At 59.4% G+C, this 13,002-nt stretch carries 11 protein-coding genes and 1 pseudogene; 5 read left to right on the top strand and 7 right to left on the bottom strand.

The window, feature by feature from the left end:
• Window positions 1-22: 22 nt before the first annotated feature.
• The 3 genes and pseudogenes from B7L71_RS00560 to B7L71_RS17490 all read right to left on the bottom strand — a co-directional run.
• A complete protein-coding gene (locus B7L71_RS00560; RefSeq protein ID WP_081135146.1) occupies window positions 23-565 on the bottom strand; it encodes a protein-disulfide reductase DsbD domain-containing protein in 543 nt (180 codons plus the stop codon).
• On the bottom strand, window positions 562-1,374 hold the full coding sequence (gene lgt / locus B7L71_RS00555) for a prolipoprotein diacylglyceryl transferase (protein WP_054641623.1): 813 nt from the start codon (window positions 1,372-1,374) through the stop codon (window positions 562-564). The genes B7L71_RS00560 and lgt overlap by 4 nt, the downstream gene beginning before the upstream one ends.
• Before the next feature lie 67 nt (window positions 1,375-1,441).
• A pseudogene (locus B7L71_RS17490) lies at window positions 1,442-1,606 on the bottom strand (DsbE family thiol:disulfide interchange protein); the annotation flags it as partial.
• A gap of 18 nt (window positions 1,607-1,624) precedes the next feature.
• Between B7L71_RS17490 and B7L71_RS00545 the strand changes: the two are divergent.
• Window positions 1,625-3,277 carry a fatty acid--CoA ligase gene (locus tag B7L71_RS00545; protein WP_081135144.1) on the top strand — a complete coding sequence of 551 codons (1,653 nt, stop codon included), beginning with the start codon at window positions 1,625-1,627 and terminating at the stop codon, window positions 3,275-3,277.
• A 4-nt stretch (window positions 3,278-3,281) separates the two neighbouring features.
• On the opposite strand, the gene B7L71_RS00540 is transcribed toward B7L71_RS00545, so the two are convergent.
• Window positions 3,282-4,295, bottom strand: coding sequence for an AraC family transcriptional regulator (locus B7L71_RS00540; RefSeq protein WP_081135141.1), 1,014 nt, complete (start codon window positions 4,293-4,295; stop codon window positions 3,282-3,284).
• Between the two features lie 153 nt (window positions 4,296-4,448).
• Here B7L71_RS00540 and B7L71_RS00535 point away from each other — a divergent pair, with 153 nt between their 5' ends.
• Window positions 4,449-6,368 (top strand): ATP-binding cassette domain-containing protein, encoded by a 1,920-nt coding sequence (locus B7L71_RS00535; RefSeq protein WP_081135139.1) that lies wholly within the window; start codon window positions 4,449-4,451, stop codon window positions 6,366-6,368.
• Between the two features lie 64 nt (window positions 6,369-6,432).
• On the opposite strand, the gene B7L71_RS00530 is transcribed toward B7L71_RS00535, so the two are convergent.
• Window positions 6,433-6,885, bottom strand: coding sequence for a universal stress protein (locus B7L71_RS00530; RefSeq protein WP_016914281.1), 453 nt, complete (start codon window positions 6,883-6,885; stop codon window positions 6,433-6,435).
• Between the two features lie 141 nt (window positions 6,886-7,026).
• Between B7L71_RS00530 and B7L71_RS00525 the strand changes: the two genes are divergently transcribed.
• Entirely contained in the window at window positions 7,027-7,560 is a 534-nt protein-coding gene (locus B7L71_RS00525) for a preprotein translocase subunit YajC (RefSeq protein ID WP_081135137.1), read from the top strand.
• Window positions 7,561-7,606: 46 nt separating this feature from the next.
• Here B7L71_RS00525 and slyA read toward each other — a convergent pair whose 3' ends face one another.
• Both slyA and B7L71_RS00515 read right to left on the bottom strand, forming a co-directional pair.
• The gene (gene slyA, locus B7L71_RS00520; RefSeq protein WP_081135134.1) at window positions 7,607-8,059 is read right to left on the bottom strand and encodes a transcriptional regulator SlyA; all 453 of its coding nucleotides are present in this window, start codon (window positions 8,057-8,059) and stop codon (window positions 7,607-7,609) included.
• A gap of 71 nt (window positions 8,060-8,130) precedes the next feature.
• On the bottom strand, window positions 8,131-9,288 hold the full coding sequence (locus B7L71_RS00515) for a DUF5924 family protein (protein ID WP_081135131.1): 1,158 nt from the start codon (window positions 9,286-9,288) through the stop codon (window positions 8,131-8,133).
• Window positions 9,289-9,579: 291 nt separating this feature from the next.
• Here B7L71_RS00515 and fadB point away from each other — a divergent pair, with 291 nt between their 5' ends.
• Complete coding sequence (gene fadB / locus B7L71_RS00510) at window positions 9,580-11,766, top strand: fatty acid oxidation complex subunit alpha FadB (RefSeq protein ID WP_081135128.1); 2,187 nt, start codon at window positions 9,580-9,582, stop codon at window positions 11,764-11,766.
• Window positions 11,767-11,790: 24 nt separating this feature from the next.
• The gene (gene fadA / locus B7L71_RS00505) at window positions 11,791-12,969 is read left to right on the top strand and encodes an acetyl-CoA C-acyltransferase FadA (RefSeq protein WP_052196417.1); all 1,179 of its coding nucleotides are present in this window, start codon (window positions 11,791-11,793) and stop codon (window positions 12,967-12,969) included.
• The last annotated feature ends 33 nt before the right edge of the window (window positions 12,970-13,002 follow it).

Here is a 13,002-nt window from a genome sequence, read left to right as displayed (position 1 = left end):
TCGACCTCATGAATAAGGCGGGTTAAGGGGCACCTTTGGAGCTACCCGCCGTATCACGGGAGGGGCTGATGGTGAAGGCCGCCGGAGGCGAACCGTACGGTGATACGATTTCGACCTGTTCGGGTGGATAGCAGAGTCCTTGGTCGGAACAGCCCTGAAAGGTCACCATGATGGCCAGCGGCCCGGTAACGGTGTCGCTCGCCTCTATGGGCGCACTCACCAACACCTGATCGTAGAAAACGTTAATGTTCCCTAAAGACGCGTGCGACATTGGCTCGCCAGGAGGCAAAGCCAACTCACCGAAATTGATATCTTGAGAGAGACTCTCAATCGCGAACTGATGCCGGTGAAGGTAGTAATTTTCGGCGGCGGTGAAGCCGATATAAACTCGATCATCGTCTCGCCAGGCGGTGGTTCGGAAGGCTTCTTTAGCCGGTAGAAAGTCACGTTGGGGCGAACGGTTAAAAGGGGAACTTTTGTCACCAACCTCAAATATCACTTCACGTGCCGCTACCGGGGTGACTATAAAGAGTGCCACCGTTAGAAAAGCGAAGACTTGTTTCATGAGTTTAACGCCGCCTTTGGCTTATCCATTGGCTGACCTCTGGACCAAGCGACCAGAGCAAAGCCCGCGACGATCATTGGTAGTGTCAGTAGCTGCCCCATGGTTAACCAGCCAAAAGCGATGAATCCCAACTGAGGGTCGGGGAGGCGCACGAACTCTACGATGAAACGGAAGGCTCCATACAGAAGCAGGAACAGCCCAGAGATGAGGCCCCGCTGACGTGGTCGGCGCGATAGCCACCACAGCACGGCAAACAACACGACACCTTCAAGGGCAAACTCGTAGAGAGCCGAAGGATGTCGTGGCTCAGAGCCCAGCCCCATCATGGATGGAAACACCATTGCCCAAGGTACATCACTAACTCTCCCCGGTAACTCGTGATTGATGAAGTTCCCGAGGCGACCCGCTCCCAGGCCGATGGGGACTAACGGAGCAATGAAGTCGGTCAGTTGAATAAAAGCCAGTTGATGTTTGCGAGCAAACAGCCAGGCAGCCACTAACACACCGGCAAGGCCGCCATGAAAGCTCATGCCTCCTTCCCAGATTTTTAGTAACCAAAGGGGGTTGGCTTGCAGTTGTTCGAGCCCGTAAAACAGTGCATAGCCAAGGCGGCCGCCAACGATGATGCCGATGGCGGCGTAGAAGATCAGGTCGCCTATATCATCGTGGCTTAGGCCGAGTCGGTGGGCGCGACGCCGACCCAACCACCAAGCGGCCACTAGCCCGATTACATACATTAAGCCATACCAGTGAATCTGAAGAGGGCCTATGGCGATGGCGATCGGGTCGATTTGAGGGTATTGCAGCATATATCTTCCTTAATCAATCGTTACTGTTGGAGTCATCAACAAAAATTATTGCGTCTTAAGAGCCGTTTTATCGTTTCCACTTCTCGACTTCCTGGATGACTCGCTCAACATCTTCAGAAGTTATGTAACCTGTATGTTTGTAACGAATAGTGCCCTCGGTATCGACCAGATAGCTTTCGGGTGCGCCATAAACACCTAGCTCAAAACCTAGGTTGCCCCAGACATCCAACAACAATCAAAGGTACGTTTTATGCCGACGATAACGCCAAAACTGCTTCCTTCGACATCCTCCGCCACCAACCCTCCCATGCTGATCAAGGATCTGTTGGAGTCTGGCGTTCGCATGGCGGGCAATAATCAGATCGTGTACCGCGATCAAGGCCGTCACGACTACCGTCGTTTTCAAGAGCGAGTCCATCAACTGGCCCATCTGTTGACGGCGCAGGGAGTGCAGGCAGGAGATGTGGTGGCGGTGATGGATTGGGACAGCCACCGCTATCTGGAATGCTTCTTCGCCATTCCCATGATAGGTGCGGTGCTGCACACGGTGAACGTCCGCCTGGCACCCGAACAGATTCTCTACACCATGCAGCATGCGGAAGACGTCTTCGTGCTGGTGCATGAGGACTTCGTGCCTCTGCTGGAGTCGCTGGCGCAGCAACTGCCCGATATTCGTGGCTACGTGCTTTGTCAGGAAGAGCGCCGTGACGTTTCGACGTCGCTGCCACTGGTGGGGGAGTTCGAGGCCCTGCTGGCTGACCAGCCCAGCCATTATGATTTCCCCACGTTCGATGAAAATGGCGTGGCCACGCTGTTCTACACGACCGGCACGACCGGCAACCCGAAAGGGGTGTTCTTTACTCACCGTCAGCTGGTGTTGCACACGCTGGGCGAGGCTAGCACGTTCCAGGCGCCTGGCTTCGAGCTGTTGAACCGAGACAAGGTGTATATGCCCATTACGCCGATGTTTCACGTACATGCCTGGGGCGTCCCTTACACCGCCACGCTGCTGGGCGCGACGCAAGTGTACCCGGGCAAATACGAGCCGGAGATGCTGGTGAAGCTGCTGGTTAGTGAAAAGGTCGATTTTTCTCACTGCGTACCGACACTGCTCAATATGGTGGTGAGCGCGGAGGCCGTCGCGACGAAAAAGGTCGATTTGACCGGCTGGAAAGTGCTGGTCGGAGGCAGCGCCTTGACCCAGGCGTTGGCAAGCCGTGCCTGGGCGTTGGGGATCGACACCCGCAGCGCTTACGGCATGTCGGAAACGTGTCCTCTGCTCACCGCCGATATCTTGCCGAAGGAGGTCGCGGAGGCTGACTTCGAAAGCCAACTCCCCTGGCGCTGCAAGGCCGGCCTTCCGGTGCCGTTCGTGCGGCTGCAGGTGGTCGATGTGGACGGTCAACCGCTTCCTCATGATGGCCAGAGTGTGGGGGAAGTCCGTGTACAAGCGCCCTGGCTCACCCAGGCTTACTACAAGGAAGAGACGCGTAGCGAAGAGCTATGGCGAGAGGGTTGGTTACACACCGGGGATGTGGGGTCGCTGGATGCGCATGGCTTTTTGGCCATTAGTGATCGCATCAAGGACGTCATCAAGACCGGCGGCGAATGGCTGTCCTCCCTGGAGCTGGAAAGTTATATCAGTCAATGCCCCGGCGTCGCTGAAGTGGCGGTCATCGGCGTGGCGGATGACAAGTGGGGGGAGCGTCCCGCAGCGCTCGTCGTACCCAGCGACCTCAATCGGCCGCCTACCTTCGAGGCGATTCAGGGGTTCATGGAGCAATTCGTGGCGCAGGGCAAGCTCAACCGTTGGGGAGTGCCGTCATTGATACGTTTCGTCGATGAAATACCCAAGACCAGCGTAGGCAAGCTGGATAAAAAACGTATCCGCACGGAGATCTAGCGGCTCAGAGCGTGGTGCCTGCTGTCTGCGCTTTGCGGTAGGCGGCAGGCGAATTGCCGGTCCATTGCTTGAAGGCTCGGCTGAAGCAGGCCTGGTCCTCGAAGCCGAGGGTGTCGGCCAGCGCGGAGAGCGGCTCCCTGCTGCGGGTCAATACCTGAATGGCCACGTCCCGCCGATACTCGTCCTTTACCGCCTGAAAGTGGGTGCCCTCTGCCTGCAAGTGGCGCGACAAGGTACGGACGGACACGTGCAGCGCATTGGCCACGTCGTGAATGGTGCTGGAAGAGAGTCGGTGGCGGTGCAGGTACTCCCGCACGCGATGGGTGGCGATACGGTCTTCGAAAGAGACATAAAACCAGTCTGCTGGCGCACGCTGCAAAAAAGCCCCGAGGTGCTGCTTACGTTGTCGGACGGGATGTTCCAGAAAAGCCGTATCGAAATAGACCGCCGTTTTCGGCTGGTTGAAGGTCACCTTGCCTGGATAAAAATAGAGATAGTCAGCTTGATGGGCGGGTTGCGGATAGCTGCACTCCATCAATATGGGCGGGATTTTTCGCGCGATCAGCCAGGAAGCAATGCCGTGAAAGAGCTTCAACATCAGCTCATGCACCAGAATGTGGCTACCCTGAAGCGGTTTGTGCTCCTCGAGGGCCATACGAGCCAGGTCGCCCTCCACGGAAAAACAATAGCCAAAGTCATCCAGCACAATACGAAAAAACTGGGTGTAGCGATGTAGTGCGATACGCAGCGTGGGAGCATCCAGCATGCTGAGGCACAGCAGCTTGAGGGTGCCGCAGCGCAGCGGCCGAGAGAAAAAACCGGGCGTCTCATCGTCGAACTCCACCGCCAGAAGCCGGTAAAGCTGGGCAAACTGTTCCACCGTTACACGGCCATTGGGAGCCTCGAGCAAGAACGGGGAAATGCCAGACAGCATCAAATAACGCGTGGCCACTTGCCCGGTGGGAGCCAGGCCACGAAACAGCTCGTTGACAAAGTGCATGGAGACGGTAACGGTCACGCTTTTCTACCCTGTAAGTGCCACAAGACAGCCGTAGGCGTTGCCCCTTTCACGCTGGACGTTAGCACGTTGTACCGTCGGGCTCTATATGAGTGCACCGTTACAGGGATCCATGCGTTACACTGTGCGCCTCACGACGAAGGAGGACACTGCGTGACCCTGTTACGACTCGAACAGCTGCAACTCGCTTACGGCACCCAGGTACTATTGAATCGCGCCGACCTCACGGTTGAAAAGGGCGAGCGGTTGGCGCTGGTCGGGCGCAACGGCACCGGTAAATCCACCCTGTTGAAACTCGTGGCAGGCGACATCCAGGCGGACGACGGCACCATCTGGCGCGCGCCGGGGCTGAAAATCGGCGTGCTGGCCCAGGAGCTGCCTGAATCATCGGGCATGACGATTTTTGACATGGTGGCCCAGGGGCTGCCCGAAGCGGGCGAGCTGCTGTCGGAATACCAGCATCTGATCAACGACCCCGACCCGGACATGAACCGCATGGCCACGCTGCAAACGCGGCTGGAAGCGATTGATGGCTGGTCGTTCCATCAGCGTATCGACGTGGTGCTGACGCGCCTGGGCCTGCCGCCCGAAGCAGAGATGAGCGTGCTTTCCGGTGGCTGGCGTCGTCGCGTGGCGCTGGCCAGGGCGCTGGTGTCGGAGCCGGACTTGCTGCTGCTGGATGAGCCCACCAACCACCTGGATCTGGATACGATTGCGTGGCTGGAAGAGCAACTGCTGGCGTTCAATGGCGCCGTGCTGCTGATCACCCACGACCGTGCCTTTCTGTCGAAGTTGGCCACCCATATTCTGGAACTGGACCGTGGCAAGCTGGGCCGCTACCCCGGCGTGTACGCGGAGTATCAAGAGCGCAAGCAGCACGAGCTGGAAATCGAATCGCGTGAAAATGCGTTGTTCGACAAGAAGCTGGCCCAGGAGGAGACCTGGATCCGTCAAGGAATCAAGGCGCGCCGAACCCGTAACGAAGGGCGCGTGCGGGCTCTGGAAGCGATGCGCAATGAGCGCAGCCAGCGCCGTGAGCGCCAGGGCACCGCCAACCTGACCGTGGACAGCGGCGAGCGCACGGGCAAGCGGGTGGTCGAGCTCAAGGGCGTTAGCCAGTATTTTGGCGACGACACCATCTTGCGCAACGTCAATCTGGAAGTCATGCGCGGCGACCGTATCGGTTTCCTGGGTCGCAATGGCGCGGGCAAGACCACGCTGTTGAAAATCCTGCTGGGAGAGCTTGCTCCAAGCGAAGGCAGCGTGCAGCTGGGCACCAACCTGAAGGTGGCCTACTTTGACCAGCTTCGGGCGGGGCTGGAGCTGGAGAAAACCGTTTACGACAACGTGGCGCAGGGCAGTGATCGGGTCACTGTCGGCGGCAAGGACCGCCATGTGATGAGCTACTTGCAGGATTTCCTGTTCACGCCGGATCGTGTGCGTCAGCCGGTCAAGGCGCTGTCGGGGGGCGAGTCCAACCGCCTGCTGCTGGCCAAGCTGTTTACGCAGCCTGCCAACGTGCTGGTGCTCGATGAGCCCACCAACGACCTGGACATGGAAACCCTTGAGCTGCTCGAAGAGCTGCTGCTCGACTTCGATGGCACGCTGCTGCTTGTTTCCCACGACCGTACCTTCATGGACAACGTGGTGACCAGCATGCTGGCCTTCGAAGGGGAAGGGCGCGTGCGCGAGTACGTGGGTGGCTACACCGACTGGATTCGACAAGGTGGCAAGCTGCCCCCAGCCCCCTGGGAGGGTGCTGCCCGCCAGCAGACGGAGCCGACATCGGTACCTGCACCAGAAGTGGTCGAAAAACCCGTCAACGAGCCAGCCAGGAAGTCCGTGAAGCTCTCCTACAAGCTGCAGCGAGAGCTGGATGCGCTGCCTGCCGAAATAGAGCGACTGGAGCAGGCAGTCGAGACGCTTGAGCAGGAAGTGGGCGATCCGGGGTTTTACCAGCAGGAAGCCACCGCCGTGACTGCCAGGCTGCAAGCCCTGGAAAAAGTGCAGCAGTCGCTGGAAACGGCAATGGAGCGCTGGATGGAGCTGGAGGCGATGGCGAACGGCGAATAGCCTGCAAGGCACTATAAAAAAGGCCCCGTAAGGGGCCTTTGGCGTTAGGGTCGGTCATGGCCGATCACTCGTCGCTTTTTTCGCCTTTCTTGCCGACGCGCACGGCCAGCACGTCGCACTGGGCGCCATGCAGCACGCCGGTAGAGGTAGAGCCCAGCAGCAGGGCAAAGCCGTGGCGGCCGTGGGAACCCACCACGATGAGATCCACATTGTGCTCATCGGCAAAGCGATGGATCTCGGTATCGGGCATGCCCACCACCACGTGCTGGTCGGCGGGCTCGACGTGCGGAGCGGCAATGTCTGCCAAGCGTTTTTTCGCGTGATCGTCCAGCTGGTCCTGAATGCTGGTCAGGTCCATGGGTATATCGCCACCGTAGGCGAAGCCCAGCGGCTCCAGCGTGTGCATGATCGAGAGCTTGGCGCCGTTATTGCGTTCGGCAATCGCCACGGCGCGTTCAAGGATCTTGTGCGAGTCCTTGGTGAGGTCGACGGCGACCAGAATGTGGTGATAGCTCATGGCGTATCTCCTTGGTGGTATTTAACAAAGAGAAGCTTCGTTAGATAACCTTACTTTAGGCCGGGTAGTGGCGCTGCACAACGACCTGGATCATGGTTTTTTGCAATCGTTGCCCTGCACGGCAATGCAAGAGGTGGCTAAATGGAATGGTTGGTGATTGTTCTGATTCTGCTGTTCGTGATGGCGCCGGTGATGTGGCTCAAGCCCAGCCCCCGCCAGAAGCGCCAGATGGCGCTACGCGACAGTGCGCGGCAGCAGGGGGTGACCATCAAGATGGCCGTGCCGCCGCTGCATCATTTCAAAGGCACCATGCCAGCCTATCGGTGGCGGTTTGGCCAGGAGACGCCGGGGCCGGATTTCGTTCTGGTGCGCGATAGCCATGCCAGCGCGGCACTGGAAGCCTTTCATGCTGGCTGGCGGTGGCGTATTGCGCCGCTGCGACCGCTACCGGAGAGCGCCGACGCCACGCTGCGCACCTTGCTGGAGCGTTTGCCCCAGGATGCGCTGGTGCTGGAGTGCAACTCGTACGCCTTGACGCTATGGTGGTGGGAATCACAAACCGCCGAACGCTTTACCAGCTACCTGGGCGATATCATGACCTTGAAAGTGTCGCTGGGCGGCCTGTCAGACCGCCCCCCAGGCAAGGCGCTGTCGTCAGGCGGTCGACCCTCCTGACGAGATAGCTGTCCTGACGAGATAGCTGTTCGCGGCCGCCGGGGGATCATACCGTCGGCTTGTCCTGGTCTCTGGCCTGCATGGCCAGACCATTGGATTCAATTTGCGCCAGCCACTGGTCCAACTGGATCAGGTCGCTGTCGCTCAGCCCGGCGAAGATCTCCTTGCGGGCGGCGAGCACTACGCTGTCGATCTGTTCCAGCAGCGGCATCGCCGCCGGGGTGAGATAAATGCGCTTGCTGCGACGGTCAGTGTCACAGGCGCGCCGCTCCACCAGCCCCTGCTCTTCCAGCTGCCCCAGCGTGCGCACCAGCGAAGGTGCCTCGACGCCAATGGCCCGCGCCAGATAGCACTGCGGGTTGCCTTCGCCGAGCTTCCACAAGTGATAAAGCGTGACCCAGCGCGTTTGGGTCAGCCCCAGCGGTGCTAGCCTGCGGTCGATGATGGAGCGCCATAAATGGGGCAATCGGGCAATACGAAAACCAATAGTTGAAGCCATAGTCGCTAGCTACCAGAAAATGTGAGTGGGCGAATTGTCATAAGCTGCGCCGCTGAATGCAAGGCGTTATGCTAATCGGCGGCGTCTGGGGCCTGCTGGTCAGAACGGCTGCCTGCCACGAATCGCCGTAAATTGAGCGCGCTTAATCCGCTGCGCTGAATGGTGCTGTCGGCCATGGAGGCCTGCTGCTCGTCATCCGAGACCGTGAAGCGGATCAGCCCCAATCGTTGTCCTCCTTCGGTCATGATGTCGACTCGCCAATCCCCTGCGGGGTTTTCAGGGAAGTTGCGTTTATGGCTCCAGGCGCGATACCCCTGTTCACGGCCGCCGTTGATAGTCAGGGCAATACGGTCCATGGGCGTACCATTATGATGCCAGACATGATAAATGGTTTCGCTCAAGCCGCGTGGTGCGCGAATGGCGGTATATACATAGAGCCCATGGGTGCGCAGGGCCTCGGGAGTCAGCGGAGTGGTACCCTGGGGCACGCGCTGCTGGGTATCGAAAGCAGGCGATAGCGCGCTGCCCGTCATCCACAGGCTGGCGGGGGGCACCCAGACGCGGCCAAGCCAGGCGCCGTAGGCCAGCACCATGGTCAAGGCAAGAAAACCACACCAGCGCGCCAGGCTGCGTTGCTTCAGCAGATGCCAGAAGCTGGGCAGGGCCACCAGGACGGTGAGCACCAGCGCCAGCAGGAGGCTTTGCCGGGTGGTCAGATGCAGCATGATCGGCAAGATCACCAGCAGCACCAGAAAGACGCATTGCGCATGAAACATGAAGTACAGGCTGCGCCATCGTCCGGCCAGCTTGTAATACAGTGGGTCGATGATCGATAGCACGGCCATGGCCATGACCAGCAGGGCAAACAGCGTCTGCCCGCTATTCCACACCGTGGTGATCAGGATGAACGGCAGGGTGAAAAATAGTGTCTCCTGGTGAATCATCTGGGCAATGAAAGAGGCAATGCCCTTGGGCAGGGTAGGGTGGCCGCGGCTGGCCAGCAGCCGCCCGACCAGGCTTTCCGACAGCAGCAGAAGCCAAGCCACCAGCAGCCCCACCGCCAGGGCCACTCCCAGCCACTGCTGACGATCCACCAGAAAAAAACTGCCCAGGCCTGCTGCAAATGCCATGGGCGGCCACAGCCAACTCCATGGTTTCAGGCGCTCTACAAGACGCTCGACCCAGGCCTGTACGGCCCGTGTCCGGGCGGGATTCAATAAAGTGCCCATCGTGTGATCGCTCGATTCAATCGTGAAGTGTGATGATTCCTTAGCATACGCACTAATTTTCGCATACGTCGCAGTCTGCAGAACAAAAACGCAAAAATGATGGCAGCCGCTGATGGCTGCCGAGATTCATGAAAGGTCCCCACAAGGACTATGCTGAGGGCTGGATTAGCCAAAAGTCAGGGGTTGACGTACTCGAGCAACTCCACCAAGCTAAGGCAATCAAACGACCGTATGAATGCGCGGCGGGTTCGCCGAAGCTAACCTGCCCGACACTATGTGGAGAGAGCGCGAATGATCTATCAAGGCAATGCCATCACGGTGGAGCGTCGTGACACCCAGGGTGGCAATGATGTCGCGGTGCTCACTTTCGACCTGAAAGATGAGTCCGTCAACAAGCTTTCCAGTGCCGTGGTGGCGGAGCTGGGAGACGCGGTCAAGGCGCTGCAGGCCGCAAGTGGTGTGCAAGGTCTGATGATCCGCAGTGCCAAGGACGTGTTTATCGTCGGTGCCGACATTACTGAATTCCATAGCCTGTTCGACAAGGGCGAAGCGTACCTGGTGGAGATGAACCTCAAGGTCCACGATATCTTCAACGCCATCGAAGACCTGCCGTATCCCACCGTGACGGCGATCAATGGTCTGGCGCTGGGCGGCGGCTGTGAAGTGCTGTTGACCACCGACTATCGCGTGATGAGCGAGAAAGCCAAGATTGGCCTGCCGGAAACCAAGCTAGGCATTCTGCCAGGCTGGGGTGGCTGCGTGCGCCTGCCGCGTCTGATCGGGGCAGATAACGCCGTGGAGTGGATTGCCGGTGGCACCGAAAACCGTGCCGATGCCGCCTTGAAAGTAGGCGCCGTTGACGCCGCCGTTGCCCATGAGCTGCTGGAAGAGGCAGCGCTGGACATCCTCGATCGCGCCAATGCCGGTGAGCTGGATTACCAGGCCCGCCGCGAAGAGAAAACCTCTCCGCTGAAGCTCAATGCCATCGAGCAGATGATGGCCTTCGAAACCGCCAAAGGCTATGTGGCCGGTAAAGCAGGCCCGCACTACCCGGCACCCGTGGAAGCCATCAAGGTCATTCAGAAAGGGGCCGGAGAAACCCGTGCGCGTGCCCAGGCCATCGAAGCCAAGTCCTTCGCCAAGCTGGCGCTGAGCAGCGTTGCCTTCAACCTGGTGGGGCTGTTCCTCAACGATCAGGTGGTCAAGAAGAAAGGCAGTAAGTACGAGAAGCAGTCTCAGCCGGTCAAGCAGACTGCCGTGCTAGGTGCTGGCATCATGGGTGGCGGTATCGCCTACCAGAGTGCCAGCAAAGGCACTCCGATCCTGATGAAAGACATCAAGGACGATGCCATCGAGCTTGGCCTGAAAGAGGCTCGCAAACTGTTTTCCAAGCAGGTGGAGCGCAAGAAGCTCACCACTGAGCAAATGGCCGAGAAACTCTCCAACATCCGCCCGACGCTCTCTTACGGTGATTTCGGCAATGTCGATCTGGTGGTCGAGGCGGTGGTGGAAAACCCCAACGTCAAGGATGCGGTGTTGACCGAAGTAGAGGGCATGGTGGGTGAGAACACGATTCTTACCTCCAACACGTCCACCATTTCGATCAACCGTCTGGCGAAGAACCTCAAGCGCCCGGAAAACTTCTGCGGTATGCACTTCTTCAACCCCGTGCACCGCATGCCGCTGGTGGAAGTCATTCGTGGCGAGAAAACCTCCGACGCCGCCGTGGCCGCCACCGTGGCTTACGCCCGCGCCATGGGCAAGACGCCCATCGTGGTCAACGACTGCCCGGGCTTTCTGGTCAACCGCGTGCTGTTCCCTTACTTCGGCGGCTTCAGCTTCCTGGTAGAGCAAGGGGCCGACTTCCAGCGTGTCGATAAGGTCATGGAGAAGTTTGGCTGGCCCATGGGCCCGGCCTACCTGCTGGACGTGGTCGGCATGGATACCGCCGTGCACGCCAACGAGGTAATGGCCGAAGGCTTCCCTGACCGCATGGCGCGTGAAGGCAAAACCGCCATACAGGTGATGTATGACAACCAGCGCCTGGGCCAGAAGAACGACAAGGGCTTCTACGCCTACGAAGAGGACAAGAAGGGCAAGCCGAAGAAGGTCAGCGATGAGCAGGCCCATGCCCTTGTGAAAGACGTCGTGAAAGAGCAGAAAGAGTTTTCCGACGAAGACATCGTGGCGCGCATGATGGTGCCGCTGTGCCTGGAGACCGTACGTTGTCTGGAAGACGGCATCGTCGAGACGCCCGCAGAAGCCGATATGGCACTGATTTACGGCATTGGCTTCCCGCCCTTCCGCGGTGGCGCGCTGCGCTACATCGATGCGCTGGGCGTGGCCGAGTTCGTCGCCCTGGCCGACCGTTTGGCCGAAGAGTTGGGACCGCTCTACGCACCTACCGAGAAACTGCGCGCCATGGCTCAGAACAACGAGCAGTTCTACGCGGGCAACACGGCAAGCGCTCAGGCCTAAGTCACCACCCACAGGAGAAATATGATGAGTTTGAATCCGAGAGATATCGTGGTGGTGGACGGTGTTCGTACCGCCATGGCAAAAGCAAAGAACGGCGCTTTCCGTAACGTACGTGCCGAGAACCTGTCCGCTGCCGTGATGCAGGCGCTGTTCAGCCGGAACCCCAATCTGGACCCGTCGGAAGTGGACGATGTGATCTGGGGCTGCGTCAACCAGACCCTGGAACAGTCCATGAACATTGCCCGCAACGCGGCGATCATGACCGGCATTCCCCGTAGCGTGCCTGCGCAAACGGTGAACCGTCTGTGTGGCTCCTCGATGACCGCGCTGCATATTGCGGCGGCCAACATCAAGGCCGGCATGGGCGACTTCTATGTGATTGGTGGCGTGGAGCACATGGAGCACGTGCCCATGGCCCACGGCGTGGACGTGAACCCGGCAGCCAGCAAGTACGCTGCCAAGGCGGCCATGATGATGGGCCTGACCGCCGAACTGCTGGGCAAGATGCACGGCATCTCCCGTGAAGACCAGGACAAGTTCGGCGTACGCTCGCATCAGCGCGCCCAGGCAGCCATGGAGAAGGGCTACTTCGATAACGAGATCATCGGTGTCGAAGGCCACGACCAGCGCGGCTTCAAGGTATTGGTGAAGAACGACGAAGTGATCCGTGCCGATGCCAGCCTGGAGTCCATGGCCAACCTGAAGCCGGTGTTCGACCCTCGCAGTGGCACCGTCACGGCCGGTACTTCATCGGCGCTGTCGGTGGGGGCCTCCGCCATGGCAGTGATGAGCTACGAGCGTGCCCAGGCGCTGGGGCTGGAGCCGATTGCCCGCGTGCTGTCGACCGGTGTGGCAGGCTGTGATGCCTCCATCATGGGCTACGGCCCGGTACCCGCGTCCAAAAAGGCCTTGAAAGCCGCTGGCCTGTCGGCAGCGGATATTCAAACCGTCGAGCTCAACGAGGCGTTTGCTGCCCAAGGGCTGCCGGTGCTCAAGGACCTGGGCTTCCTCGATGCCATGGACGAAAAGGTCAACCTGAACGGCGGTGCCATTGCCTTGGGCCACCCGCTGGGCTGCTCCGGTTCGCGGATCTGTACCACGCTGCTCAACGTGATGCAGCAGCGCGATACCACCTTGGGTTTGGCGACCATGTGTATCGGTATGGGCCAGGGCGTTGCCACGGTGTTCGAGCGTTTGAAATAACCGCCCGGCAGCCATGTGATCGCAAAACGGCAC

Origin of the sequence: Halomonas sp. BC2 (assembly GCF_002078115.1) — a bacterium.
GTDB lineage: Bacteria > Pseudomonadota > Gammaproteobacteria > Pseudomonadales > Halomonadaceae > Vreelandella > Vreelandella stevensii.
This window is presented reverse-complemented; position numbering and strand designations above follow the sequence as displayed.